The sequence below is a fragment of the Vreelandella titanicae genome (assembly GCF_014697095.1).
Lineage (GTDB): Bacteria > Pseudomonadota > Gammaproteobacteria > Pseudomonadales > Halomonadaceae > Vreelandella > Vreelandella titanicae.
The window spans coordinates 3,369,019-3,394,103 of sequence record NZ_CP059082.1 but is presented as its reverse complement, the minus strand read 5'-3'; the positions used below and the strand labels follow the sequence as shown (position 1 = coordinate 3,394,103).

General features: G+C 52.4%; 29 protein-coding genes. 2 read left to right on the top strand and 27 right to left on the bottom strand.

Annotated features, from left to right (window positions below; genetic code table 11):
- Positions 1–26: 26 nt before the first annotated feature.
- The 9 genes from trpA to leuC all read right to left on the bottom strand — a co-directional run bounded on the left by trpA (position 27) and on the right by leuC (position 10,463).
- Positions 27–830: a tryptophan synthase subunit alpha gene (trpA, locus tag HZS52_RS15630; protein ID WP_035579702.1), complete on the bottom strand. Its 804-nt coding sequence runs from the start codon at positions 828–830 to the stop codon at positions 27–29.
- An 8-nt stretch (positions 831–838) separates the two neighbouring features.
- Positions 839–2,026: a tryptophan synthase subunit beta gene (trpB, locus tag HZS52_RS15625; protein ID WP_171051224.1), complete on the bottom strand. Its 1,188-nt coding sequence runs from the start codon at positions 2,024–2,026 to the stop codon at positions 839–841.
- 190 nt (positions 2,027–2,216) lie between these two features.
- Complete coding sequence (locus HZS52_RS15620; protein WP_190373138.1) at positions 2,217–2,855, bottom strand: phosphoribosylanthranilate isomerase; 639 nt, start codon at positions 2,853–2,855, stop codon at positions 2,217–2,219.
- Entirely contained in the window at positions 2,852–3,790 is a 939-nt protein-coding gene (truA, locus tag HZS52_RS15615; RefSeq protein WP_190373137.1) for a tRNA pseudouridine(38-40) synthase TruA, read from the bottom strand. The genes HZS52_RS15620 and truA overlap by 4 nt, the downstream gene beginning before the upstream one ends.
- A 9-nt stretch (positions 3,791–3,799) precedes the next feature.
- Positions 3,800–5,677 carry a FimV/HubP family polar landmark protein gene (locus HZS52_RS15610; protein ID WP_190373136.1) on the bottom strand — a complete coding sequence of 626 codons (1,878 nt, stop codon included), beginning with the start codon at positions 5,675–5,677 and terminating at the stop codon, positions 3,800–3,802.
- 178 nt (positions 5,678–5,855) lie between these two features.
- Entirely contained in the window at positions 5,856–6,968 is a 1,113-nt protein-coding gene (gene asd, locus HZS52_RS15605; RefSeq protein WP_022523215.1) for an aspartate-semialdehyde dehydrogenase, read from the bottom strand.
- A 213-nt stretch (positions 6,969–7,181) separates the two neighbouring features.
- The gene (leuB, locus tag HZS52_RS15600) at positions 7,182–8,261 is read right to left on the bottom strand and encodes a 3-isopropylmalate dehydrogenase (protein WP_022523214.1); all 1,080 of its coding nucleotides are present in this window, start codon (positions 8,259–8,261) and stop codon (positions 7,182–7,184) included.
- 99 nt (positions 8,262–8,360) lie between these two features.
- Positions 8,361–9,008: a 3-isopropylmalate dehydratase small subunit gene (gene leuD, locus HZS52_RS15595; RefSeq protein ID WP_009286958.1), complete on the bottom strand. Its 648-nt coding sequence runs from the start codon at positions 9,006–9,008 to the stop codon at positions 8,361–8,363.
- 3 nt (positions 9,009–9,011) lie between these two features.
- Positions 9,012–10,463, bottom strand: coding sequence for a 3-isopropylmalate dehydratase large subunit (gene leuC / locus HZS52_RS15590; protein ID WP_138801671.1), 1,452 nt, complete (start codon positions 10,461–10,463; stop codon positions 9,012–9,014).
- Between the two features lie 158 nt (positions 10,464–10,621).
- Between leuC and HZS52_RS15585 the strand changes: the two genes are divergently transcribed.
- A complete protein-coding gene (locus HZS52_RS15585; RefSeq protein WP_190373135.1) occupies positions 10,622–11,524 on the top strand; it encodes a LysR family transcriptional regulator in 903 nt (300 codons plus the stop codon).
- 113 nt (positions 11,525–11,637) lie between these two features.
- Here HZS52_RS15585 and HZS52_RS15580 read toward each other — a convergent pair whose 3' ends face one another.
- The 17 genes from HZS52_RS15580 to HZS52_RS15500 form a co-directional block, all read right to left on the bottom strand.
- Complete coding sequence (locus HZS52_RS15580) at positions 11,638–12,183, bottom strand: macro domain-containing protein (protein WP_022523211.1); 546 nt, start codon at positions 12,181–12,183, stop codon at positions 11,638–11,640.
- Between the two features lie 165 nt (positions 12,184–12,348).
- Positions 12,349–12,771, bottom strand: a complete 423-nt coding sequence (locus tag HZS52_RS15575) for a GFA family protein (RefSeq protein ID WP_022523210.1) — start codon at positions 12,769–12,771, stop codon at positions 12,349–12,351.
- Positions 12,772–12,914: 143 nt separating this feature from the next.
- A complete protein-coding gene (locus HZS52_RS24650; protein ID WP_263364910.1) occupies positions 12,915–13,046 on the bottom strand; it encodes a hypothetical protein in 132 nt (43 codons plus the stop codon).
- Positions 13,047–13,156: 110 nt separating this feature from the next.
- Positions 13,157–13,780: a peptidase E gene (locus tag HZS52_RS15565; RefSeq protein WP_190373134.1), complete on the bottom strand. Its 624-nt coding sequence runs from the start codon at positions 13,778–13,780 to the stop codon at positions 13,157–13,159.
- A gap of 114 nt (positions 13,781–13,894) precedes the next feature.
- The gene (locus HZS52_RS15560; RefSeq protein ID WP_190373133.1) at positions 13,895–14,272 is read right to left on the bottom strand and encodes a hypothetical protein; all 378 of its coding nucleotides are present in this window, start codon (positions 14,270–14,272) and stop codon (positions 13,895–13,897) included.
- A gap of 124 nt (positions 14,273–14,396) precedes the next feature.
- The gene (locus HZS52_RS15555; RefSeq protein ID WP_190373132.1) at positions 14,397–14,993 is read right to left on the bottom strand and encodes a GNAT family N-acetyltransferase; all 597 of its coding nucleotides are present in this window, start codon (positions 14,991–14,993) and stop codon (positions 14,397–14,399) included.
- A 156-nt stretch (positions 14,994–15,149) separates the two neighbouring features.
- The gene (locus tag HZS52_RS15550) at positions 15,150–15,623 is read right to left on the bottom strand and encodes a GNAT family N-acetyltransferase (protein ID WP_027957491.1); all 474 of its coding nucleotides are present in this window, start codon (positions 15,621–15,623) and stop codon (positions 15,150–15,152) included.
- A 139-nt stretch (positions 15,624–15,762) separates the two neighbouring features.
- Entirely contained in the window at positions 15,763–16,164 is a 402-nt protein-coding gene (locus tag HZS52_RS15545) for a PaaI family thioesterase (protein ID WP_190374927.1), read from the bottom strand.
- Positions 16,165–16,797: 633 nt separating this feature from the next.
- A complete protein-coding gene (locus tag HZS52_RS15540) occupies positions 16,798–17,412 on the bottom strand; it encodes a LysE family translocator (protein WP_027957494.1) in 615 nt (204 codons plus the stop codon).
- A 17-nt stretch (positions 17,413–17,429) separates the two neighbouring features.
- Positions 17,430–18,050, bottom strand: coding sequence for a SagB/ThcOx family dehydrogenase (locus HZS52_RS15535; protein ID WP_190373131.1), 621 nt, complete (start codon positions 18,048–18,050; stop codon positions 17,430–17,432).
- A 27-nt stretch (positions 18,051–18,077) separates the two neighbouring features.
- A complete protein-coding gene (locus HZS52_RS15530; RefSeq protein WP_223827938.1) occupies positions 18,078–18,416 on the bottom strand; it encodes a DHCW motif cupin fold protein in 339 nt (112 codons plus the stop codon).
- Positions 18,417–18,488: 72 nt separating this feature from the next.
- Positions 18,489–18,785: a DUF1993 family protein gene (locus tag HZS52_RS15525; protein ID WP_200890250.1), complete on the bottom strand. Its 297-nt coding sequence runs from the start codon at positions 18,783–18,785 to the stop codon at positions 18,489–18,491.
- Positions 18,766–19,221: a GFA family protein gene (locus HZS52_RS15520; RefSeq protein WP_041158523.1), complete on the bottom strand. Its 456-nt coding sequence runs from the start codon at positions 19,219–19,221 to the stop codon at positions 18,766–18,768. Before HZS52_RS15520 ends, HZS52_RS15525 begins: the two co-directional genes overlap by 20 nt.
- 405 nt (positions 19,222–19,626) lie before the next feature.
- Complete coding sequence (locus HZS52_RS15515; protein WP_041158524.1) at positions 19,627–20,373, bottom strand: DUF899 domain-containing protein; 747 nt, start codon at positions 20,371–20,373, stop codon at positions 19,627–19,629.
- Between the two features lie 245 nt (positions 20,374–20,618).
- The gene (locus HZS52_RS15510; protein ID WP_190373130.1) at positions 20,619–20,849 is read right to left on the bottom strand and encodes a DUF6429 family protein; all 231 of its coding nucleotides are present in this window, start codon (positions 20,847–20,849) and stop codon (positions 20,619–20,621) included.
- A 616-nt stretch (positions 20,850–21,465) separates the two neighbouring features.
- On the bottom strand, positions 21,466–22,212 hold the full coding sequence (locus HZS52_RS15505; RefSeq protein ID WP_041158526.1) for an endonuclease NucS domain-containing protein: 747 nt from the start codon (positions 22,210–22,212) through the stop codon (positions 21,466–21,468).
- A 120-nt stretch (positions 22,213–22,332) separates the two neighbouring features.
- The gene (locus HZS52_RS15500) at positions 22,333–22,764 is read right to left on the bottom strand and encodes an acetyltransferase (RefSeq protein ID WP_041158527.1); all 432 of its coding nucleotides are present in this window, start codon (positions 22,762–22,764) and stop codon (positions 22,333–22,335) included.
- A gap of 381 nt (positions 22,765–23,145) precedes the next feature.
- Here HZS52_RS15500 and rlmF point away from each other — a divergent pair, with 381 nt between their 5' ends.
- The gene (gene rlmF / locus HZS52_RS15495; protein ID WP_190373129.1) at positions 23,146–24,090 is read left to right on the top strand and encodes a 23S rRNA (adenine(1618)-N(6))-methyltransferase RlmF; all 945 of its coding nucleotides are present in this window, start codon (positions 23,146–23,148) and stop codon (positions 24,088–24,090) included.
- Between the two features lie 127 nt (positions 24,091–24,217).
- Here the strand turns inward: rlmF and HZS52_RS15490 are convergent, their stop codons facing one another.
- Positions 24,218–24,961: a sulfite exporter TauE/SafE family protein gene (locus tag HZS52_RS15490; RefSeq protein ID WP_190373128.1), complete on the bottom strand. Its 744-nt coding sequence runs from the start codon at positions 24,959–24,961 to the stop codon at positions 24,218–24,220.
- Positions 24,962–25,085 lie beyond the last annotated feature (124 nt).

Genomic DNA, 25,085 nt, shown 5'->3' with positions numbered 1-25,085 from the left:
CAGTATAGGCGATAAAGCGTGCTGCTTTAGGCATCCATCGCCGTACGCATCTCTGCTAATACACTTTTCAACTGGCCTGCAATGGTTTCCGGCGCATCGACACTTTCAGCAATGCGGTTAACCAAAGCGCTGCCTACAATCACACCATCGGCGACTTTAGCGACTTCCGCAGCAGTCACACCATCGCGGATGCCGAAACCAACACATAGCGGCAAATCGGTCATCCCCCGCAGCGGCGCCAGGTGCTCGGCTACATCGTCTGCGTTCAGGGTGGCGGCACCGGTCACGCCTTTCAGCGAAACATAGTAGAGGTAGCCTTCACCATGGGCGCATATTGTAGCGGCACGCTGGTGCGAAGTGGTAGGCGCAACGAGAAAAATCGCTGCTAAATGCCGAGATTTCAGCAGCGGCCCAATCTCTTCGGCCTCTTCCGGGGGCATATCCACTATTAGCACGCCGTCAACGCCTACGCTGGCGGCTTGATCGGCAAAGTTCTCGTAACCAATCCGCTCAATAGGATTCAAATACCCCATCAACACCACCGGCGTGGTGGTATCGGTTTGGCGGAATTCTTTGACCATTTGCATGAGGTCAACCAGCCGTGTGCCCTGCTTTAAAGCACGTTCACAGGCTTTTTGAATCACCGGGCCATCGGCCATGGGGTCGGAAAAAGGCACGCCTAGCTCAATCACATCGGCGCCTGCTTCCACCAATGCATGCATAAAGCCCACGGTGTACTGCGGCGCCGGATCCCCTGCGGTAATGTAAGGGATCAGGGCCTTGCGACCCTGCTGCTTAAGTTCACTGAAACGCTGATCAATACGGTTCATGCTCGCCCTTAAAATTCGATGCCATCAATCTTAGCAACTGTCATGATGTCTTTGTCGCCACGCCCGGAGAGGTTGACGACGATATGCTGGTCAGGACGCATGGTAGGCGCCAATACCTTGGCGTGAGCCAACGCGTGAGCTGACTCAAGGGCGGGCATAATACCCTCCATGTGGGTCAGCTCGCGGAACGCTTCGAGCACTTCTTTATCGTTAGCGGCCACATAGGAGACCCGACCCACGTCTTTCCAAAGCGCGTGTTCGGGGCCTACGCCAGGATAATCCAGGCCAGCTGAAATGGAGTGCGTATCCGACACCTGCCCGGCTTCATCTGACATTAAGTAGGTGCGATTGCCGTGGAGCACGCCACGCGGCGCATTGGATGCCAGCGGCGCCGCGTGGCGGCCGGTTTCGACGCCATCGCCACCGGCCTCCACGCCATACATGGCCACGTCGTCATCTTCCACAAAGGGGTAGAACAGACCCAAAGCATTAGAGCCACCGCCCACGCAGGCAATCAGCGCATCGGGAAGACGGCCGATCTGCTCCAGCGACTGGCGGCGCGCTTCACGCCCCACCACCGCGTTGAAATCGCGCACCAGCAGCGGATAAGGGTGCGGGCCCGCCACGGTACCGATGATATAGAAGGTGTTGTCAACGTTGGTGACCCAGTCACGCAGCGCTTCGTTCATGGCGTCTTTGAGGGTGCGGGTACCGGACTCTACCGGAATGACCCGAGCGCCCAGTAGGCGCATACGGTAAACGTTAAGCTTTTGACGCTGTACGTCTTCAGCCCCCATATACACGTCGCACTCAAGCCCTAGGCGAGCAGCAACGGTCGCCGAGGCAACGCCATGCTGGCCCGCTCCGGTTTCAGCGATAATGCGTGGTTTGCCGGTTTTTTTGGCCAGCAGTGCCTGACCAATGGTGTTGTTTACCTTGTGAGCGCCGGTATGATTCAGATCTTCCCGTTTCAACCAAATCTGTGCGCCCCCAAGACTCGCCGACCAGCGTTTGGCGTGGTAGAGCGGCGATGGACGTCCCACATAGTGGGCAAGATCGTAGTCAAACTCGGCCTGAAAGTCGGGGTCATCACGCAGGCTTAAGTACGTTTTCTCCAACTCTTCCAACGCAAAGCTCAGGGTTTCTGACACAAACCGACCGCCGTAAGGGCCAAAATGACCACGGGCATCCGGCATTCGGGTCAGATCGCTGAACTTGGTTTTTGGTGTAGGCGTCGCAGAAACAGTCACAGGGATACCTCACAAGATCGCCAGAGCAGGCAAACAATAAATGAATCGACGTAAACACGTAGCTCGATAAAATACCCATAAGCAATACGCATAAATTACACAAAAACTAGGCTTACATAAACTTATGCGGGGAACGCTAGTGGGTGTCGGCTAACGCCACATGACGCACGAAAGACGCCATTTTGTCAGCATCTTTACAGCCGTGAGAGGCTTCAATACCACCGGACACATCCACTGCATAAGGCGCTACCTGACGCACAGCGTCAGCAATGTTATCAGCACTCAGCCCACCGGCGAGGATAACAGGTTTTGCAAGATTTGCGGGAATTCTAGACCAATCAAAGGTCTCCCCCGTGCCCCCCGGCGTCCCCGGTCGATACGCGTCTAGCAGCAGCGCCTGAGCATGATGATAGCGCTCTGCCTCATGGGTAAGATCTATCTCATCGCGCATGCGCAGCGCTTTCATCCAGGGTAGCGAAAAGCGCTGGCAATCATCGGGCGTTTCATTGCCATGAAACTGAAGCATATCGAGATAAGGCAAGCACTGCTCAATGAGCTCAGCAGGCTGGTCGACAAACAGCCCCACACGGGTCACAAAGGGAGGCACACGGGCAGAGAGCGCCGCCAGTTGTTCGATATTCACGCTGCGCGCACTTTTTGGCCACATAACGAAACCCAAGGCATCCACGCCCAGCGCCACGGCGAGATCAATATCCTCACCACGCGTAAAACCACAGAACTTGATTCGGGTGCGGGTTTGCGGAGCAGCACTCATGACGACGCCTCCTGTTTAGGGGTAGCTGCCGGGTTACACAACGAGCGATTGCGTCGATAGGCCACCCGTGGCGTATCAGGAAGCTCGCGCTCTCCCGTCCACTCTCCAGTAAATGAGAGCAGATGCGGCCCCAACGGCTCTTTAGGCAGATCAAAGCGCTCATCGTAGACCGAATCGACAAAATGCAGCCCGCAGGCGGGTGCCGTCACATCCCCTTTGCGACGGTTTTTAAGCGCTAAAAGTTCACCAATATAAGCTTCATCTTGGGCACCGCGTCCGACGCTCACCAGCGCCCCGGCAATGTTGCGAATCATGTGGTGTAAGAACGCGTTGCCTTGAATATCGATCATCACCAACTGGCCGTAGCGCTTTACGTCCACAAAGTGCATATGTCGCCAGGGGGTTTTGGACTGACACCCAGCGGCCCGGAAGCTGGAAAAATCGTGCTCGCCTACCAGCGCCTGGGCAGCCCGGTGCATGGCATCGGCGTCTAACGGATCCCGGCACCAGGTCACATTGGCCCGCTCTAATACGGGGCGACTAATCTGGTTCAGCAGCACGTAGCGGTAACGGCGCCCCAGGGCACACAGGCGTGAGTGGAAGTCGTCGCCTACGGGCTTTACCCAGCGCACGGCGATATCGCGGGGCAACTGGGTATTAGCGCCAAAGATCCAGGCTTTTTCAGAGCGCCCCACCGGCGGGTCAAAATGAACGATTTGGCGCGTCGCGTGCACACCCGAATCTGTGCGCCCGCTAGCGTTCACCCGAATGGACTCATTGGCCACCTTGGACAGCGCATCCTCTAGCGACGCCTGAACCGATGCGGCGTGGTTTAAGCGCTGAAAACCGCAGTAGCGGGTACCGTCGTACTCGATACCCATTGCCAAGCGGCCAGTAAGCGGAATTTTCTCATCGAAGTGATAGAACAGCGTCATCAAGCCACATCATGTTGAAGAGTTTGAAGGATCACTATTATCCAGCCCTCGCGGCTTGAATGCTACCTCTTCAATTTCCCACTCCTCCTCGACCGGCCGACGCGGGTGTTTCGCCGGAGGCACCGGTTCCGCATGCGGCTCACTGGCAAACGCTACCGTGGGCTGCATTGGGGTCTCAATGCGAGGGCCATCCTGACTGCCTGAAAAGCTATTTGAAGGGCTATTGGAAGCGCTGTTTAAGATCGGCGGATGGTAATCGATAAAGCGATGGCTGGGATCCTCAGCGGCAACCGATGGCTTCTCGGTTGGCTGCGCAGCCACCGCTGGTTCAGACGCGGGTAAACCCGTACCGATAGAAGCCAGCCGCTGGCTCATAGGGACAGCACTCGGCGGAGGCGCCAATGCAACGCTTTCAGAGCTGTCAGTGGCCACGGCATGCAGCCCGAACCGTCGCTGACGCCCCTGCTCAGCCAGTCCCGACGCTTGGCTTTTTTCATAGCGTAGAGTGTCATCTTGCGCTGGCATCTGCGCTTGATCGTCGACCAGCCACTGGTCGATATCTAATGTCTGCTCGTCGTTAGTGGCCGGAGCATCGGCGGCCTCAGCCTGGGGCTCTGGTTCGTTGTCAGGCTGAGGCGCGGCGCTGGGCGACACCGTTGGCTTCACCACTGGCTCAACAAGCGGGACGTCATCCCAGGTCTCTTCCCGGCGTTTACGTAGCCACACTAATAGCGCTACCAGCAGTGCAATGGCCGCCAACGCCAGCGACCACTGGTAGCGTTCAATTAAAGCAGCGATACCCGGGCCATCCGTCTCGTCCCTGTCCACAACATTCAAAGTGGCAGCGAGTGGCTCTGGCGATGGCTCTTGAGCCGCCAATGCCTCGCTTAGCGCCTGGGTCAGCGAGGTGACCTCGCCACGCAGTTCGTTAAGCTCTGCGCGCATCAACTCACGCTCTTCGAGAACCTGCTGTAATGTCGCTTGGCTTAGGTGCAGTTGCTCGGTCAGTTCCGAACGAGATAATGCTTCAGGCTCGTCGACTTCTTCTTCAACCCCAGCTTGGTCGGCGGCTATGGAGGTAGCAGAAACAGGCGTGGCGGCTTCAACCTTCGGTAGCATTACTGTTTGCAATGAGCCAGGGCGGCGTTGCTGCCAGGCTTCATTCATCGCTTTGATGGCAGCATCGGCATCACCGTGAGAGCGCGCCAGAATGCGTTCAGAATTGGGCACCCGAAGTGTTTGCTCTGCACGCATGTCATTTATATTGCCCGATGGAAAGACCTCAGAGTTGGCCTCCAGCAGCGCCAGCATCATCTGCTGTACGCTCACCTCGTCAGGTTTAATACGCTCGGCAACGCTCCATAGGGTATCGCCGCTCCCCACATAGGCACTCGATGGCGGCGTCGAACTGGGCTGAGCAAGCGGAGACGTGACGGCACTGCTTACTGCTGACGAGCTGGGGGCAGCATTTTGAGCAAGCGCTTGATTCTGAGCATAGCCTCGGGGATCAAACAGTAGTGTTATGTCACGAAACTGCTGCCCGTCTGGCAACTCCACCGTTAACAGCAAATCAAGCCAGGGCTCCTGCATCGTTTTATCAGAGCTTAAGCGTACCTGTCGGCGCCCCTGCTGCTCTTGAATCTGGACGCGCACGCTGGCCGCTAATGGCGTCCATTCAAGGCCTGCTGAGGCAAAGGCTGGAGGCTCGGCAACGCTGATATGAATCTCGTCGAGGGCGTAATCACTGCTTTCGAGCAGAGGGATCGAAGCATCTAAAGGCGCATCCAGATATGAGCTGACACTCGCCTGCCCAAAACCAACGGCCAGCGCAATCGGACTTACTGCACTCAACGAGAGCCATGCAATCCATGTCAGTGATTTTTTCATGAATGTTCCCTGATCACCTACTTACTTTTAACGACTGATACCAAATAATTTTACTAAGTCTTTTTTGTCATAACTTAACGAAATAACGGTGTTATTCCCACTATCAAGATGACTAGCCGAAAAAAACGGGAAGCTGCGAACAGCTTCCCGTTTTCGACTGGCGTACAACAATAAACAATTACTGTTCGCGAAGAATCTTCAACATACGCTTCAGCGGCTCTGCGGCGCCCCACAGCAACTGGTCACCCACGCTAAATGCTGAGAGGTATTCGCCGCCCATTTGCAGTTTACGCAGTCGCCCAACCGGCACTTGCAGCGTGCCAGTGGCAGCCGCAGGCGTTAGACCAGCAATGGTGGCGTCTTTGTCATTAGGAATCAGCTTGACCCACTCATTGTGCTTGGCGATGCGATCTTCGATCTCATCAAGCGGCACATCGTGCTTCAGCTTGATAGTGAACGCCTGGCTGTGCGAGCGCATCGCGCCGATACGCACACACAGGCCATCGATGGGGATCGGGTTGTTGTCGAGCCCGAGAATCTTATTGGTCTCAACGCTGCCCTTCCACTCTTCGCGGCTCTGGCCGTTGTCTAGCTTGGTATCGATCCATGGCAGCAAGCTACCTGCCAGCGGCGCGGCAAAGTTATCGGTCGGGAAGTCACCGCTGCGCATGGCAGCCGTTACTTTGCGGTCGATATCCAGAATCGCGCTTGACGGATCTTTTAGCTCTTCGCCGACGCTGTCGCGTAGTTGGCCCATTTGGTTGAGCAGCTCACGCATGTGCTTAGCGCCCGAACCAGAAGCCGCCTGGTAGGTCATGGAGGTCATCCACTCGACCATATCGGCTTCAAACAGACCGCCCAAGCCCATCAGCATTAGGCTCACGGTACAGTTGCCGCCCACAAAGGTTTTAGCGCCCTTGGCTAGCTGGTCGTCGATAACCTTGCGGTTGACTGGATCCAGCACGATCGTCGCTTCATCTTCCATGCGCAGGGTACTGGCGGCGTCAATCCAGTAGCCCTTCCAACCTGCGCTGCGAAGATCTTTATAAACTGGCTTGGTGTAGTCACCGCCCTGGCAGGTGACAACAACATCCAACGCTTTGAGCGCTTCAATATCAAAGGCATCTTTCAGCGGAGGTACGTCGACACCGATGTCGGGGCCGGGCTGGCCTACCTGGGAGGTGGTGAAGAACACCGGCTCGATGCCGTTGAAATCACCATCTTCCTGCATGCGCTGCATCAGCACTGAGCCCACCATGCCACGCCATCCCACGAAACCGACTTTCAACATATGAAGTCCTCCTGCAAAGAATGAGTACTCACATTATACACACTTCTTTACGGTGATTTTGAAACCAGGAGATAGGTCAAGGGCTACCCCTGCGACAGGCCTATGAGGGGGCGCTGTGAACCCATCCCTGGGCGCTACATTTGCCATCCATGGCAAATGACCCCCTCTACGGCCTGCCCCAGGCGCCCTTAACACAGACGCATTACCAATACTTTACTGCTTAGCAAACGCCGCCAATACCGCATCGCCCATAGCGTCGGTGCCAATGGTCTGCATACCTTCAGAGGCAATATCCGCAGTGCGCAGGCCGTCATCCAGCACGCTGCCGACGGCGGCTTCAATGCGCTCTGCCATGGCCTGCTCGTTTAATGAGTAGCGCAACATCATGGCCACCGAAAGCATCATGGCCAGCGGGTTAGCCACGTTCTGGCCGGCAATATCCGGCGCGCTGCCGTGGCATGGCTCGTACATGCCCTGCCCGCTTTCGTTTAGCGAAGCAGAAGGCAGCATACCGATGGAGCCGGTCAGCATAGCGGCAGCGTCGGAAAGAATGTCGCCAAACATATTGCCAGTCACCACCACGTCAAACTGCTTGGGTGCGCGCACCAGTTGCATGGCGGCGTTATCGACGTACATATGGGAAAGCTCAACGTCCGGGTATTCGGGCGCTAAACGCTCCATCACTTCACGCCACAATATGGTTACTTCCAGCACGTTAGCTTTATCTACTGAGCAAAGTTTCTTGCCACGCTTCTGGGCCATTTCAAAGGCAACGCGGCCAATACGCTCAATTTCGCTTTCAGAATAGATATAGGTGTTAAAACCGACCCGCTCGCCATTTCGTACTTCAATGCCACGGGGCTGGCCGAAGTAAATGCCGCCGGTGAGTTCGCGAACGATCATAATATCCAGCCCGGCCACCAGTTCCGGCTTCAGGCTAGAGGCGCTGGCCAACTGCGGGTAGAGCATTGCCGGGCGCAGATTGCCGAACAATCCAAGGTTTTTACGCAGCCCCAGCAGGCCTTTTTCCGGACGCTTGGAGAGATCTTCAATTTTGTCCCACTTGGGGCCACCCACTGCGCCCAACAAAATCGCACTGGCTGCTTTAGCTTTTTCCAGGGTTTCTGCGGGCAGAGGCTCGCCGTGGACATCATAGGCAGAGCCGCCCACCAGCGCCTCTTCTACTTCAATATCCAAGCCCGCTTCCTGGCACGCCTTCAACAAGCGTGCCGCCTGTGCGGCAATCTCGGGGCCAATACCATCACCCGGCAGCAATAAAACTTTATGCGTCATGCTGAATCCTTAACGTGTTAAAGAGCGACTTTGGCCGCTTGGCGCATTGCAATGGGGTTGCAACGCGCTATCAAACTTACTGTGAGAACTGAAAACCCTTTAGGCTGACTGACGGAACAGCCAAGGGCGTGCGGCTTTATGCTTCTGCTCAAACGCACGAATGGCGTCTTCGTCTTTTAGCGTCAGACCAATATCGTCCAGCCCTTCCAGCAGGCAGTGTTTGCGGAACTCATCCACTTCAAACTCTAAAATCTCACCGCTCGGGGTAATGACCCGCTGGTTCTCCAAGTCCACATCCAACTGGTAGCCTTCATTGGCATCCACCTCGGCAAACAGGCGATCTATTACATCTTCTGGGAAGGTAATCAGCAAAATGCCGTTCTTGAACGAGTTGTTGTAGAAGATATCGGCAAAGCTAGGCGCAATCACTACCTTAAAACCGAAATCTTCCAGCGCCCAAGGCGCGTGCTCACGAGAGCTGCCGCAACCAAAGTTGCGCCGAGCAAGTAGCACTTCCGCGCCTTTGAAACGCGGCTGGTTCAAGACGAAATCAGGGTTCAGCGGGCGCTGTGAGCAGTCCTGCCCCGGCTGGCCTTCATCCAAGTAACGCAGTTCGTCAAACAGGTTAACGCCAAAGCCGGTGCGCTTGATCGACTTCAAAAACTGCTTCGGGATAATCAAGTCGGTGTCGACGTTGGCGCGGTCAAGGGGTGCTACCACGCCTTCAAAACGTTCAAATTTTTTCATGGTTTAGGCCTCCTGAGCGTGAGTGGCGTCGTTAGCGGGCAAGCTGCGAACATCAACAAAGTGACCGGCAATCGCCGCTGCCGCTGCCATGGCTGGACTGACCAAGTGCGTGCGGCCACCGTAACCCTGGCGCCCTTCAAAGTTTCGGTTAGAAGTAGAGGCGCAGTGTTCACCGGCACCCAGCTTATCCGCGTTCATGGCCAAACACATGGAGCAGCCCGGCTCGCGCCACTCAAAGCCTGCTTCAATAAAGATCTTATCCAAACCTTCCGCTTCAGCTTGGCGCTTCACCAAGCCAGAACCCGGCACCACCATGGCCAGCTTGATGGAATCAGCTACCTTTTTGCCCTTGGCGACTTTGGCGGCTTCACGTAAATCTTCAATACGCGAGTTGGTGCAGGAGCCGATAAAGATTTTATCCAGCTTGATATCAGTGATTTTCTGATTGGCGTGAAGGCCCATGTACTCTAAGGCACGAGTGTGGCTGCGCTGAACGGTTTCATCCAGCGCAGCGCTGGGATCGGGCACTTGGCCGGAAATACCGGTGACCATTTCCGGGCTGGTACCCCAGCTCACCTGTGGCTCGATCTCTTCAGCCTGCAAAGTAACCACTTTATCGAACTGCGCATCATCATCAGAGACCAGATTGCGCCAGTCGGCTACTGCGGCTTCCCACTGTTCTGCGGTCGGCGCAAAGGGGCGCTTACCAAGATAATCGATGGTGGTGTCGTCTACGGCGATCAGACCGACCCGTGCGCCCGCTTCAATGGCCATGTTGCACACGGTCATGCGCCCTTCCATAGAGAGCGAAGCAATCGCGCTACCGGCAAATTCAATGGCATAACCGGTGCCGCCAGCGGTACCGATCTTGCCGATAATCGCCAACACCACATCTTTTGCTGTTACACCCAGACCCAGCTCGCCCTCTACGCGCACCTGCATATTCTTCATTTTTTGCGCCAGCAAACACTGGGTCGCCATTACGTGCTCAACTTCCGAGGTACCGATACCGTGGGCCAAGGCGCCAAAGGCACCGTGGGTAGCGGTATGGGAGTCGCCGCATACCACGGTCATACCCGGCAGCGTTGCGCCCTGCTCTGGGCCGACCACGTGCACGATGCCCTGACGCGGATCGTTGATTTTGAACTCTTCGATGCCGTACTCAAGGCAGTTATCGTCCAGGGTTTGCACCTGAATCAGCGACACCGGGTCTTTAATACCGCTGTTGCCCTCGGCGCGCTCTTTAATGGTTGTCGGCACGTTATGGTCGGGCGTAGCCAAGTTGGCATCCAAACGCCACGGCTTACGATTAGCTAAACGCAGGCCTTCAAACGCTTGAGGCGAGGTCACTTCGTGAAGCAGCTGGCGGTCGATGTAGATCAACGCAGTGCCGTCATCGCGCTGCTTTACCAAGTGCTGATTCCAGAGTTTGTCGTAAAGGGTTTGACCTGACATGTGGCTCTCCTGGGCAGTGCCCTGCTAGTTCGGTATGGCAGCCTCTTCGTGCTGCTTATATGGCGATAGCACGAGTGTTACGCGACTCGCGCATAAAAGCAATTCATGTTATTCATAGATTAGATTCCAAACAGGAATACTTATTCAAGGATTCATAAGTGGATACCCAAAGCCTACAAGCCTTTCTGGCTGTCGCCGATACGCAAAGTTTCTCCCGCGCGGCGGAGCAGCTTTATCTTACCCAGCCCGCCGTTAGCAAACGCATCGCTACCTTGGAGTCTCAGGTAGGTGCACGGCTGTTTGACCGCATTGGTCGACGTATTGCGCTAACCGAAGCCGGTAATGTCTTACTGCCCCAAGCGAGGCGCATCCTGTTTACCGTTGAGGACAGCCGCCGGGCACTAGCCAACCTGTCTGGCCAAGTGGGCGGCAAGCTTACCCTGGCCACCAGCCACCATATTGGCCTGCACCGCTTACCACCACTATTAAAGCAGTACACTCAGCGCCATCCGGAAGTCGAACTCGACCTGCACTTTCTGGATTCTGAGCAGGCTTACCTGGGGGTGCTGGATGGCACTCTGGAAATGGCGGTGGTGACTCTCGCCCCCCACCCTCATGAACAACTGCAGGTCGTAGAGCTCTGGCGTGATCGGCTCTGTTTTACCTGTGCGATTGACCACCCACTTGCCAACCAAGACCCGGCACCTCAAAGCCTCCGGTCATTGGCCGACCTGTGTGAATTCAACTGCGTAATGCCGGGGGCGAAGACCTTTACAGGGTCACTTATTGCGAAACGTTTTAACGAAGCTGGTCTTCAATTGCCTGTAAGCATGGCGACCAACTATTTAGAAACGCTAAAAATGATGTGCAGCGTAGGATTAGGCTGGAGCCTGCTGCCGGAAAAGATGATCGACAGCGAACTGGTAGAGCTAAAGGTAGACACCCCGCCTATTTACCGACCGCTGGGCTATTTGGTGCATACCAATCGAACGCTTTCTAATGCAGCGCGCCGAATGATTGAGGAGCTGGAGAATACGCGGCGTGATAGTGCTATAAAATAAGCTCAAGTGCACCCGCGGCAGCGCAGCGGTGCTAAAGCTGCCCCCTACTAAGCAGAAGCAGCAGCCTCCACTCAGCTCTCATGCATGCGTCAGCTAAACAATTGGCGCTACAGCTAGTCTACTGGATCAATGGTTAAGCGTTGAGCCAGAGCTTGGTGGAGGGTATGCCGGGCTGCTTCGTCGAACAGCACAAAGCGGATCAGGCGCACTTTATGCAAGCTGGGCAGTATGGCTTCGAGGGTAGCCGCACACACCTGAGCGGCTTCTTCCGCCGGGTAGCCGAAAGCACCGGTAGACAGTGCCGGGAAAGCAAGCCGTTCAATACCGTGCTCGTCGGCCAGTTTCAGCGCATTGCGGTAACAGTCCGCCAGCAGTTGATCCTCCGGCTTGTCGACGCCGTATACCGGGCCCAGGCAGTGAATCACCCAGCGGTTGGGCAGATTATGACCGCCGGTGAGTACCGCTTGGCCCGGGTTGATGGGCGCCATTGACTGCCCCTCTTCGGCCAAGCCGGACCCAGCAGCGCGATGAAGTGCCCCGGCAACGCCCCCACCGGTTCTCAATTGTGCATTGGCGGCATTAACCACGGCATCTACATCGGACTGTCGAGCGATATCGCCCACCACGCACTGCAAGCTGATTCTGCTCTTGTCGCTCATAAGCTCCCCCGTCGATTACCACACATTACGTAGCGCCCGCTGATGAAGGCTCTCTCCTTGCCAAGTCAAGTGATGCCGGTTATAACCCTTATTTTGGCAAACCCAAGCTCCGGTTCAAGCCAGCATTAGTAAGAGAGTGGAATTGGTGCACCATGAACTGAGCCTCTACTGCTCCCCAAATTGAGCAAACACTTCTTCTCCCGTCAGTTGCTTGGTTTTTTCTGCTAGTGAATAGTAAGGGGGCTTTTGGTCGATAAATATCTGTTCGGTTATTTTCCAATCATCCGCGCTATCAAGAAGGCCAACGGGAAGCGCGTAATGTCCACCCTGCTTTAAGCGATAGAAAAGGTGGGTGCCACACTGTTGGCAGAAACCACGCTCAGCCCATTCTGAGGAACTGAAGGTAGTTATATGCTCCGAGCCGTTAAAATCCACATCACCGGCAAACTCCACCGCAAACAGCGGCCCCCCACCCCACTTTCTGCACATCGAGCAGTGACAAACGCCGACGTGGTTGCTTTTGGTGGTAACGGTGACGCTGACAATCCCGCAAAGACAAGCCCCATGAAGCTCTGTGTTGGTTACCATGTGTCTCTCCTTCAGTTCTGATCGTGTTTAACCGTCAAAAGCCAAAATAGCTACGAGGTTTCTCAGCAACATCCACCAAGATAGCTCAAAATTAGACTCTCCATTTAAGGCATGAGCGCACAGCTAGTTTGTTGGATCGATGGTTAAACGTTAAGCCAGGGCTTGGTGGAGGGGATATAGGCCCGCTGCATCGAACGCTTGTCGAGAAAGTAACTCTCGGTCTTCTCAAGATCGTTAACCACCAGCACATGTTGGGTTGCTTTTACCTCAAACACTTACGGCTCCTTTTAGCCAGATGGATACTTATAATGCCAAGCACTAAGGCGCGAGTTTAGAAGCGCTCGGAGGCTGCAAGCCACGTGCTGTTTCGCTTTATTAAGATTTGTTAAGCCTCGTCAGGCCATACTTCAAACTTATTATCATTTACGATAATTGCTTGTGCATTACTAATTGGACAAAGGCCTATTTTCTCTTTATAACTGGAGATGATGCTCTCAACGGATTCTTTGAATGGAAAATTGGTATGGTGTGGGACTGGATAAAAATCAACGAGACCTAGCGAGGAAAAAGAGCCTACGTTAGGTGCTGCCGTAAAATCATCCATGTCCTTCACATACTCAATATCGCGCGACACAACAATAGAACCGGCTGACTCACCTATATACATCTTCCCTGAATTTATTTGTTCTATTATGGCTTTATCTGCACCTGTTCTTTTTAGCTCTTGAAGTAAAAAGAAAGTGTTTCCACCAGTGATATAGATATAATTATTTTTTTGAAGCTTTCTCTCTATTTCATCTTTAGACGCCGTTGAAATTTCAAGTTCATCAACCATAACACCTAGCTTTTCGAGGGCTTCCTTGCCAGCGGACACATAAAACCTCACCTCTTCCACGAGGCTCGCCGTGGGAATGAAGGTAGCCGTTTTGCCAGCGCATTTCCCCCCGGTAAATTTTAAAAATAGATCCACCACATCCGCAAACGATGAAGTTAGAAACATTTTCTTCATTAACGATCCTTATTACCTGAAAACTGTGACTCTAGAAACTTAATTTGAAGCAAAGCGATGCTCTGTCAAAGACGCCCGTTGGCTGCAAGTGTGCACCGCTGCGCATTGTTATGATCAGAAGGTAGTATCCGCAACGGCGTACATTTTCCATCCATCGGCCGTCTTGGTGAAAGCATAGAACCCATGAACACTCTCAATTTTCGAACCATCTTTTCTGCATCTGACAGCAGAGGCAACTGCATGAGCTTCACTATCATTGACAGCTGTCACCTCAAACTTCCAGTCGACAGAATGATCCCAACCCTTTTCCTTTTTAAGGCTTTTGGGATCTATCGGATAGGAATCACACATTATCACCGAGCCATTTTTAATATATGCGATTGGGTATTTGACCATTTTATCGATCAGCGTTACGTCGTTGCTCTTAAATCCAGCAACATAGTATTCCATGTAGGTTTTATGCACTTCAGACCGTAACTCTTCGAACGACATACCACCTCCTCAACACGTACCATAACACCTGAATAAACGGATCCAGTCATGCTTGTATGGCGTTTAAGCATGCATATAGCGACACTTCAAAGCCTTGATCGACTAAGCCACGACGCTTTCCTCACTACGTGCGGGGTCGGCTCAACAGATAGTCGAGATGCGCACGCACCTCTGGCCATTCGCCCTTATGCAGGCTATACATCACCGTATCGCGAATAGTACCGTCTCGGCGCAACACGTTGCCACGGATCACGCCGTCCTTTTTCGCGCCTAGTCGCTCAATTGCACGCTGACTGGTAAAATTGAAGTTGTCAGTACGCCAGCCGACTACATTACATCCCAGCGTCTCGAAAGCGTGTGTCAATAGCAGCAGCTTGCAAGTGGTGTTGACATGCGTGTGCTGCACTCGCTTGGCGTACCACGTGTAGCCAATTTCCACTCTTTTTACGTCAGGCAAAATATCATGGTAACTAGTAGAGCCAAGCACCGTACCACTGGCCTCTTCAATGACGGTAAAGGCAAAGCGGTGGCCTTCCTCTCGGGCTTTCAAAGCAGTATCAATATAGCGGTGCGTCTCGTCAGGCGCTGGTACCGATGTAATGCGCAGGTTCCATAGCTCCCCGTCCGCTGCGGCAGCGCGCAGACCGGCTTCGTGGTTGAGTGTAAGCGGCACGATTTTTACGCTGCGCGCAGATAGGGTGACGGGTTCAATAAAGGCCATATGTGTACTCAAATATCTTCTGTAGGCGGTCAAGGGAGAAGCTGAACGATGAGCGTAAACAGCTGGATTTAAAGCAGCCAGGTCGCATTGACGTTTTTATTAACCAAAGAGGCCAAGCATTGGGAGGCCTTAAAGAATCCTCGTCTGCTTGTAGGATTACAGCTTGAGTTTCATTCCTTCGTGAGACGCTACAAAGCCAAAGCCCTCATAAAAGCGTAATGCATCCGGCCTCAACTTGTCAGTTGTGAGCTGAACCAGAACACACCCTCTTTCTTTAGCGCGATTTATGGCCCACTCAAACATAGCGCGACCAATTCCAGATGACCGGATTTCCTTGGATACGCGAACGCCCTCTATCAGTGCTCGCCATCCCCCCTGGTAGGTTAGATATGGAATGAAGGTAATTTGAAGCACGCCCACAATATGATGATCTGTAACTGCAACTACCAACTCATTGTTAGGATCAGCATCGATAGCTTCGAAGGCCATATGATAGGAACGAGACAGAGGACTTGAAGGATCTTCACGCTTTAGACCAAGGCTATCATCGGCTAGCATCTGAACGATAGCTTGCAGATCTTGGCGAGTGGCCACGCGAAACGAAACGCTTTTCTCTAGAGTCTCACACATCTCAATTCCTCCTTCCAATGGCTAAAGCTGAGTGTAAGGGCAGCCTGCAATGTGCAGTTTTTTTGTGCACAGCTAGGAGCACAGCGACCACACAAAAAATGTGCATGTTGTAAGCTGGCCTTCGGAATGAATGGTTAGATTACAACGCACCGGTCTTGCTTATGGTTCCAAGAGAAACCGCAACCAGCTTCTCCTCGCCATTTCCTTGCGAGTATACTTTACACTCACAAGTAGACTGGTGCTTACCTGAGTATAAAACTGTAGATCTAGCAACCAACCGATCTCCGACAGCAGGCCGAACATAGTTTACTTTGTATTCTGAGGTAACGCAGCTTCCTAGTACTGACGCGCCAGCAAAGGTGATGCAGTTATCAGCCAAATAGCTAACGATACCACCATGCGCAAAACCGTTGTTTTGCTTAAACTCTTCTCTCATTTTAAGGCTTATTTCAGCAAAGCCAGTTTCAAATACTTCCAAGTTTGCACCCAACAGCAAGCTGAAGGGCTGCTGGGATAGAATTTCTTTTCCTTTCTCTAACATGCTGGCCAAGTTGGTGCTCCTTAATTTCGCACACTGAACATTTTATACCCATGACCACAGCGTATTATTCATTCATAGCAATGAAGAGCAATTTTTCCGCGCCAGTATTTTTAATAATTCATCTGCACCTTTATTTGTTCTAATCATATAGATGTCAATATCTCTTCCTACTGAGTTCAAGGTTAGATCATCTTTAAACCCAAACACCTCATCATACATAAAAGACTAATAAAGCGATGAAAAATTAAGCTTATCTCGAATAGCTACTCGATAGACTCTTAGCCAACGTGGCGGCTTCATACATACAAGAACGGTAGCTCTAGATGCTCTATCCGAATAGGTTCTGGAGTTTCCTCCTTCAATGATCCATTGATGTTTTGATGCCCAGGACCTTACTGTGCAATCAATTTCAGAGTTTGGCCGAAGCTTCCCCTTCTCGTCATGAACGGCCTCATCAACACAATAAACAGCTATGTCAAGAACTCTCGACAGTCTAAGAGCCAACCTGGATTTACCTGCGCCAAGGCCTCCGAAGATCATTATTCGTGTCGCGCTCATCCCTTCTCTCTTTGTACCTAGCGCTGAATTAAACCGAACTGCTTTGCGGTGTCGGTTTAAATGAATTATTAAACCTTACCGCTCAGTCAGAGCGAGCTGTAAGCCTAATCCCGCGAACGCCGCTGAGAAGCTTCTGCGCAACCAATTCTGAATCTTCGGTGACTCAATAACGGCTGCTCTAAACGCATGGGCAAGCTGCCCGTAGATGACGAAGACAACAAAGGTCATCGCCATGAAAATAGCACTCAGTCCAAACAATTGTCCTAATGATGACTGGGCGTCAGTTGCAACGAACTGCGGCAAGAAGGCCAAGAAGAAAATGGTCAGCTTGGGGTTGAGGATATTCAGCAGAAACGCCTTGCTCATAAGCGAAACGGCATCACCCTTTCGCTTCACCTCATGAACAGAGAAAGCGCTTCGGTCACGCCAAGTAACAACGGCAAGGTAAAGAAGATACGCGACACCCGCATACTTGAGCACCTGAAATGCTATCGCGCTCGTATGCATGATGGCCGCAAGGCCCAGAACAGTAGCCAGTAGGTGCGGCACAATACCAAGTGTACAACCGAGAGAAGCATAGAGGCTTGCCAGACGCCCATACATTAAGCCAATGGAAACGGTAAAGATAACACCTGTGCCTGGAATAAGTACGACAACCAACGAGGTAAGCAAGAATTCAGCAGAGAACATGAATGACGACTCCTCTATCAGGTACGCCGCAGCCCAATGCAAAGCAGCGCAGTAGGATCCAAGTCCGCAGGCAATCTCAATACTTCCTTCACCCTTGGATCGTCGAAACCTGCCACTAAAACACAACCAACTCCGAGCGCTGTACTCTGAAGATGAACATTTTGTGCTAGAGCCCCCGTTTCCATATAGACATAGCGAGCGCCGCGCTCTCCCTGGGGTGGCTGAGCTTCAAAGTGCCGAACTGCCTCTCCCAGTTTCGCGGCAACTCCAATGACGAGAGCCGCTTCTTCCAACCATGGTTGCTCGCCAATCCCTAGCGCTTGCACTGCCCCTTCCGGAACACGGTTCCCAATTAACTTTAACGAATGGTTATCAACCTGATACTCATAGATACCGGGCTCAAGTTCCGATACCCGTTGCACCAAAATTTTTAGGTGCAGCGGGTATAACCCACCTGCCGATGGCGTTGCTCTTTTTTTATCCGGCCCTGTTACGCCCTGGGCCGACCAAAGCAATTGAGACAAAACACCGATAGGGAGCGGTGCATCCGTGTACTCCCTCACGCTGCGCCGAGCCGCAATACTGCCAACCAATGACTTGGAGCCTTGCTGTTCTGGTGCAGGTAAGTCGAAGACCATACGTTTACTCCCTATCTATAACAGTGATTATGCGATGCTAATCGACAACGAACAACGTAGCTCCCTGCTCCGTCGAAGAACGATGAAGTTCTGCATTGTCGGCAACTTGATAGCTCGAACCAGGCGTGAGAACAAACCACGCCCATCGTCTAGCTCAGTAAGAAGCTCACCTTCGAGGCAGAGCAATATGTGCCCTTTAGCACACCAATGATCCGCCAGATAGCCAGGACTGTACTCAACCATACGAACCCGGATATCCCCGAAATTTCGAGTCTTCCAATAAGCAACACCGTATTCTCCGGAGTGCTCAGTCCTCTCAACTTCAGACCAATCCGTGACCCCGAAAGATAAATCTGTAATGTTCAAATTACTTCTCCATCAGCACATACCGGAGCTTGAGCTGCGCAGAAGCGCGCAGTAATCAGTTCGAAGCGCTGGTTAGATTGCACTTTGTTTCACTTTTGGCATCAGGTGAAGCATATAATCTTTTTTACCGATCGGCACTCCGACACTGCGCAATATCGAGTAAGTCGTGACCAGGTGAAAGTAGAAGTTGGGCAGCAAGAAATCCGCGACATACTCCTCGCCTGTTAGGTCTGCGTATATTCCACCGCCCAATTCCAGGTGCTTGCGTTCGGAGGTGATTGAAGTGCAGCGTGAATTGCTCCGCTGCAGCCGATTGATGTGTGCTGAACCACATTCTTCAATACTGCATTTATCCTTGTTTTTGCGCATACTCCTGGAGTAATTCTGGGAATTTCTCCTGTGGTGGAAACTTAACGAAACTATGCTCTGCACCAGTAATCGCCCACTCCAGCTTTTCATCCGTGTAAGTTTCAATGAATGGCTTATAGGTTCGAGAATTCTCTAGCAACGTTGAGCGCACATTAACAAAGTCATCCATACCTTCAGGACGTGTGAATAGCCAGCTCATGCAATGCTCACAGAAAAAGTGGTGTGTATGACCGTGCAGCCCTCCGATAACGGGCTCTCCAGATGTAATCGAAAAGGCAGCGCTAGAAAATAGCGAACTAAGGCTAAACGCGCTTGAAGTCATTTGCTGACAGCCTGTGCAGTGACAAGCCATTGTGATCATGGGCTTTGAGCTAACCTCAAATTCAACCTGGCCACAACGACACCGACCTTTAATATTATGAGACGCACTGTTCACCGTATTCTATCTCCGAGTTTAATATTTTAGAGCTTTATCCGTTCCTTAGCCTGAGACTTGGCCACAAGCCAGTACAGGATAAGTAACAAGGCTCTAGTAAAACCAAATTTCGATCTACCTCATATTTCCTACTGTCTTAATTTATTTTCTGGACAGTCTGCCGCGGGCATTTCATTAGAATCAACCACATCGCACATCGAAATCAACATGCATCCAAAAGCTATTAGTTTGCCCGGCAACAAAGGTTCGAAAACTGGGGCCGCAGGTACTGAGATTTGTCAGATGCGAGTCGCCATAACCAAGCGAGATAGGCAGATCTTCACCGGCCGCAGCCTCAACTTTGTCCGCTAAACCGGAGTGTTGTGATCGAGTGCTAGGCGGTCGGCATGCGACAAGCTGAGATCATCAGCATGAGTGACAACTCACGTTTGCGGGGCTCGCGTCATACTCATCGTGGCGCCGAACCCAGTCCATGATTTCCTTCTCGTTGCGGCCTTTCGGCGTGATGTCGAGATAAACGAAGGCGCCAATGACCTCCTCATTGCCACGGGCGTAGCAGGAGTAGGTGTGGAACACGGCCCCGCTTTCGTCCCTATAGAAAACACTAAGACCGGGCAGCTCTTCGCTGAAGTATTTCGGATCCTTGATAGCTTGGTAATTGTAGTAGAGCCGACCAGCCTCAAGATCCTCCCGTGCGAAAGAGACCTGAAAGTCAAAATTGAAATCGCTGCCCTGGGAGGACACCCACGTGGCAGTCCAACCCATGCGCCTCCTGTAGGCTTCCAGCTTTTCCAGCGGCGCGCGGGATACACGAACGTAACTGACATCGTGATTGGCGAGGTGGACAATAGCGCCTTCGGCATGATCCGCCTCCAGCGAGCAGCTCGGGCAGCCCACATTCCAGTCAGGGCCGAACATGAAATGGTGAATGACCAGTTGACTGGTTGTGCCGAATAGTTCGGTAAGCGTCTTCTTCCCTTCCAGCGTGTCGAAGACGTATTCCTTCTCCATCTTGACCCATGGCAGCTCACGCCGTTCACGGGCGACCAGATCGCGCATGCGGGTGAGCGCCTTCTCGTTCTTTAGGTGGGCTTTGCGTGCCTGTAACCATTCCTCTTTGGAGACAACTCTAGGTGATTTAATCTGGCTCATGACGGACTTCCTCGCGTGGATTCAGCATTGTTCCGGGTTGCAGCACCGCAATAATGCGTTTTGCATAGAGTAGTCGTTCGCCACTGATCAAAATCGACAACACCGCCGCAATTAATGACAAGAAGCATCGCGACTAACATTTCTCTCCCCGAGAGAATGGGCCAGCCCCGAAGGGCCGATAACAGCCACTAGTTATGCATTAACTCGTGTGTCGTTAGCGATATCCGCCTGAACGCCTGCCAATGTTACTGCTTCTTGGAGAAAAGCTGATTGAAAAGTCGCTCTGATGCCTGAAGCCCCTCCTCTGTCAAAACGACTGACTTCGCTTTATTGACAGGATCAGCAATGAACCCCTTTTCGTGAAGCCTATTTAGCGACTCCCAATCAAAAGTCTTCCACGCGCGAGCACCGTCATGCAATGTCAGGTAGAGAAGAGCCAAAACAGTATCGTCGACCTTGTTTTCATCGATTTCCACGGTGTCACCCTCGCCCGGGCTACATCTCAGTGTCCAGTTTAGGAAACCACCTAACCTTCAGCTATATCTCTTTCGATTTATCGTAAAAGCTAGCCATCTTGGTGGAACCCTCTGGCTCATTCTCGCCAGCTTGGTAGCGCTGAATATTGATGAACTATGAACCAGGGAATAGTGAAGTATAGAACTTGATTGCCTGTTCGGCCTTCACGGCTTGCTCTCCTACAAACATCAGCGAGGTCGTAATGGACTTCATTTATACCTCCGTTCCAATTGATACACATAACGCTGAGTTTTGCGCCCTCGTAATGGAAGCGAAGCCACAATGAAAGGGCGTCTGGCGGCCATCGGCCGTACTATAGCGACTTGTTAATGTTAGTTTCGGGCCGTGCTGTAGCTCAGACTAACAACTCGCTAAACAGCGCTGCACGTAGATGTGCTTTACTAGGCTGCATCCGATGAAATCATGTACAGAGACGCTTCAATATCTATGCCAGTAGCCATATATGTTGGCACAACAGAATTGTTCATAGATATCAGCATACGCTGAAGGCAATTCTTTTAGCTTTGGCAAAAGTGGGCGGCGGGTCAAACATCGCCTATAGCGATTTGTTGGGCATCATGCCTTCAGCCCAGCAATTGGCCTAATCGACACAGCCAGCTCATATTCAGCTAATGCGACATCTGGCAACCCAGCACAAGCCAGACTAAGATCTTCACTAATGTTTTTCGCGACGATTACACCTCTAACACGCTGGCCTTCGTCAGCTTGGTTTATCTTAATCCAGTTCATGTACCGAAGGAGCTGGCCGACTACTCGATCATAGCCCTTAGACACCTTTAGTTCGATTACGACGTAATTTCCAGATGAATCAACTGCCAATAGATCGATGAATCGACCGCCGACGGGAAACTCTACACCAGTGATGCCCTCATCGGTGTACAAGGTAAGGCCCGGCTCAAGAAGTTGAAGGTTTCTCGCTAGGAAATCTCGAAGGTCATGCTCATAGGCAAACTCGCCAGTTCCGTCAGAGGGTGATTCAGGTGGCTCTTCAGGAGCAGGGGTGGATTCCGAGATCGGAGTGGGGTCTCTTCCTGGTTCGTACAGTCGAAAAGTGCTGCTATCGATCTTGTAGAAGTGATCATCCGATCCATCGGATCGCACGCTATACTGCAACCTCGTCGGCACGTTTGTAGAGAGGCGGATCAAATGCGCGGCAACGGTACCTTGTTTGATCTTTGGATAGTTTTCAGCGAACCAATGAACAGCTTGCTCCCGCGTGAACGTACCGCCAGGAGATATGCCAAGTGCGGGGATCATGTCCTGCATCAACATGCGAACGGGTTTGTCATACATCGTTGGCATTAAATTCTTCCCCTATGACACCCAACGCCGCCAACACGCGTGGCGTTGTAGTAAAGGCGAAGCCGCAACGGAAAAGCCGTCGCCGTGCCTAGCCTAGCCTAGCCTAGCCTTGATAAATTTTTATAGCGCCATATGTAGCAGCGGATAGGCTTTACCCTGCCCATCAACCGGAGAGCGCCCCGTCACTTTAAAGCCAATATGCTGGTAAAAACCTAGCGCCTGCTCATTCTGTTCATTAACGTCGACTTTTGTCGCTCCCTGCTCTTTGAGAGCATGGGCCGCTAACAATGAACCAATACCTTTTCCGCGCGCATCAGGTGAGATGAACAACATTTCAATATTACCGTCATGTACACCGCAGAAACCCAGTATTTCACCATTGCCGTTTTTAGCACACCTTAAATCAACAGCGTCAAAGTACTGTTCCAGAATTAAAGGCTTTAGCTCCTGTAGATCATCTTCAGCCAAAAAATCGTGGGTTGCTCTGACCGATGCTTCCCAAATTTCTATCAGCTTAAGGTGACCTGCTTTTTCAACAATCTCAATATTCATCACTTAACTCGATTGAAAATTTAACGCCGCTTGCACCGGTGCGAGCTTGCGAGTTTTTAGCCGCAAAATGGGCAGAAAGCCACGCTGATTCTTACAGACTCGATTATCTGTCCCTCGTACTCTAGATAATGGATCGCCTCAGAGTCTTCATCTCCTCTGTCACCACCCCATTCAGGTTGAGGTAAACATCGGAATCACCTTCTTCAAACCATACCTCAGCGAGTGAGCAAGAAGAGCAATCATGAATCAAAATCCGAACCTCTTTGAGCTCTCACGCCACCCTCGAACTGCCGAGTATGCTCAACACAGCTATTAAGATTATAATCACGGACTAAGACAAGCCCATTCGACTATTGAACGCCAAGCCTCAGGCCTATTACTGTGAACACCGTCCACCGAAGTGAAAATAGCCGAACCAAGCCTGTTCGCAAAGGCCTGCACCCGAAGAATCTACACAACCAAGGCTATGACTTCCCAGTGCTCGTAAAGAGCCACCCACCACTAGCCCCCTATGTGAAGCCGAACGCTTATGGCGAACTTTCCATCGATTTCGCAGACCCACTGGCAGTAAAAACGCTCAACGCCGCGTTATTAAACCGATACTACAATATTGTCGATTGGGATATTCCAGAGGGCGCGCTTTGCCCCCCGATCCCAGGCAGAGCCGACTATATTCATCACATGGCGGATTTATTGGAGTTTGGGCTTGGACATGAACAGCCCAGCATCAAGCTGCTCGATATAGGGACAGGAGCCAATGGCATCTACCCACTACTGGCCTGCCAAATTTACGGCTGGCAGTGTGTTGGTAGTGACATTAACCCTCAATCGCTTGAGAACGTCGCCACAATTATTACCAACAACCCCAAGCTCAAGGATCGCTTCACGCTACGCACACAGCACGATAAAAACCATATTTTTGAAGGGATCATTCAAGATGGGGAGTTTTTTGACGTCAGTGTATGCAACCCACCCTTTCACGCCTCGCTCGATGAAGCACTTAAAGGTAGCCAGCGTAAATTCAATAACCTTGCTCGTAGTCGCGGCGAACTAAAAGCCACAACCCAATCGCCTACGCTGAACTTTGGCGGGATGGGCGCAGAGCTCTGGTGTAAGGGGGGCGAACAGCTGTTTCTTAAAAAGCTAATAAGAGAAAGCCAGGAGTATGCAACTCAATGCCGCTGGTTTAGCAGCCTGGTTTCAAAAGCTGACAATGTTAAGCCTGCCAAGAAGCTGATTCGTAAGCTCGGTGGGGTTGATGTACGGGAAATAGAGATGAAGCAGGGAAATAAGATCACGAGGATATTGGCCTGGACATTCATGTGAGCCGTTCCCGAGATGGCGCATGATTATGCGAAGTCTACCGTGACATTGTGGGCTCTAGCTCAGGAATAGGCAGCTATGCTACGGCCGCTTTCAGATCCCACCGCCGCCACGAAAGGCGCTACCCGCCCTATGCAAGGGCGGTTTTGCTGACCAGCACGACACCGAAGGCGATCAGCATCAGCAACACCACTTTGCGGAAGGTGTCGGCATCCATCCGCTGGCGCACGATACCGCCGATCTTGGTGCCGACGTAGACGGGTATTAACCCCAACAGCGAGATCCAAATCGATTCGACCGTCATGAGTCCCAGCTTCGCCAGGCCCACGGCCATGATCAGGCTCGAAAGGGTAAAGGAGATATTGATCGCCTGGATAAACCGCTTGGGATCGAGTTGAAGCGCCAGCAGGAACGGCAAAACCGGCATGACTTGCGATCCGGTCATGCCATTCACCAGACCGGTGAGAAAACCGGAAACCGGCGCAAGTTTGCGGCCCAGGCTCTCCGACATCGGTTGGCCAGGGCGAAGCAGCGTGAAAGCGCCGTAGCCGATAAGCACCAGGCCCAGTATCGCGCCGGCGACCAGGCTACCGATCAGATCCAGCACGGCGAGGCCAATCAGCAGGCCGGGAATGGTGGCGAGAAACATCGGCCAGAAGCGCTGCACCGTCTCCCCAAAGTGCCCTGCCTGCATCATCACGATGGCGTTACTCACCAGCGAGGGAATGATGACCAGCGGTATGGCGGATTTGAGGCCCAGCCCAAGCGCGAGGATGGGTAGCGCGGATGTTGAGAACCCCAGACCGGTCGCCCCTTTGACGAAGGCAGCCACAAGATAGGCACAGGCGATGATCAGAATCGTCTCGAAATTCACGGTGCATCCATACGGTAACCCTCACAGATTGGTCTTAGGTCGACTTACGTCCAGAAACGAACGTTCAGCCAGAACAGATATAACGTAAAGCACAATGGCACGAGCTTGCGAGTGTCCGGCACCG

Excerpts from the sequence above, each read along its gene's own strand:
- HZS52_RS15550 (WP_027957491.1), bottom strand. The coding sequence starts at position 15,623 with ATGTGTGAGACTCTAGAGAAAAGCGTTTCGTTTCGCGTGGCCACTCGC.
- HZS52_RS15535 (WP_190373131.1), bottom strand. The coding sequence starts at position 18,050 with ATGGTCTTCGACTTACCTGCACCAGAACAGCAAGGCTCCAAGTCATTG.
- asd (WP_022523215.1), bottom strand. The coding sequence starts at position 6,968 with ATGTTGAAAGTCGGTTTCGTGGGATGGCGTGGCATGGTGGGCTCAGTG.
- leuD (WP_009286958.1), bottom strand. The coding sequence starts at position 9,008 with ATGAAAAAATTTGAACGTTTTGAAGGCGTGGTAGCACCCCTTGACCGC.
- trpB (WP_171051224.1), bottom strand. The coding sequence starts at position 2,026 with ATGCCGGATGCCCGTGGTCATTTTGGCCCTTACGGCGGTCGGTTTGTG.
- HZS52_RS15565 (WP_190373134.1), bottom strand. The coding sequence starts at position 13,780 with ATGAAGAAAATGTTTCTAACTTCATCGTTTGCGGATGTGGTGGATCTA.
- leuC (WP_138801671.1), bottom strand. The coding sequence starts at position 10,463 with ATGTCAGGTCAAACCCTTTACGACAAACTCTGGAATCAGCACTTGGTA.
- HZS52_RS15560 (WP_190373133.1), bottom strand. The coding sequence starts at position 14,272 with ATGTCGTTCGAAGAGTTACGGTCTGAAGTGCATAAAACCTACATGGAA.
- HZS52_RS15610 (WP_190373136.1), bottom strand. The coding sequence starts at position 5,677 with ATGAAAAAATCACTGACATGGATTGCATGGCTCTCGTTGAGTGCAGTA.
- HZS52_RS15545 (WP_190374927.1), bottom strand. The coding sequence starts at position 16,164 with ATGTTAGAGAAAGGAAAAGAAATTCTATCCCAGCAGCCCTTCAGCTTG.
- truA (WP_190373137.1), bottom strand. The coding sequence starts at position 3,790 with ATGACGCTGTTCTATCACTTCGATGAGAAAATTCCGCTTACTGGCCGC.
- HZS52_RS15500 (WP_041158527.1), bottom strand. The coding sequence starts at position 22,764 with ATGAATATTGAGATTGTTGAAAAAGCAGGTCACCTTAAGCTGATAGAA.
- HZS52_RS15575 (WP_022523210.1), bottom strand. The coding sequence starts at position 12,771 with ATGGTAACCAACACAGAGCTTCATGGGGCTTGTCTTTGCGGGATTGTC.
- trpA (WP_035579702.1), bottom strand. The coding sequence starts at position 830 with ATGAACCGTATTGATCAGCGTTTCAGTGAACTTAAGCAGCAGGGTCGC.
- HZS52_RS15540 (WP_027957494.1), bottom strand. The coding sequence starts at position 17,412 with ATGTTCTCTGCTGAATTCTTGCTTACCTCGTTGGTTGTCGTACTTATT.
- HZS52_RS15620 (WP_190373138.1), bottom strand. The coding sequence starts at position 2,855 with ATGAGTGCTGCTCCGCAAACCCGCACCCGAATCAAGTTCTGTGGTTTT.
- HZS52_RS15555 (WP_190373132.1), bottom strand. The coding sequence starts at position 14,993 with ATGGCCTTTATTGAACCCGTCACCCTATCTGCGCGCAGCGTAAAAATC.
- HZS52_RS15525 (WP_200890250.1), bottom strand. The coding sequence starts at position 18,785 with ATGCGCAAAAACAAGGATAAATGCAGTATTGAAGAATGTGGTTCAGCA.
- HZS52_RS15515 (WP_041158524.1), bottom strand. The coding sequence starts at position 20,373 with ATGAGCCAGATTAAATCACCTAGAGTTGTCTCCAAAGAGGAATGGTTA.
- HZS52_RS15505 (WP_041158526.1), bottom strand. The coding sequence starts at position 22,212 with ATGCCAACGATGTATGACAAACCCGTTCGCATGTTGATGCAGGACATG.
- leuB (WP_022523214.1), bottom strand. The coding sequence starts at position 8,261 with ATGACGCATAAAGTTTTATTGCTGCCGGGTGATGGTATTGGCCCCGAG.
- HZS52_RS15580 (WP_022523211.1), bottom strand. The coding sequence starts at position 12,183 with ATGAGCGACAAGAGCAGAATCAGCTTGCAGTGCGTGGTGGGCGATATC.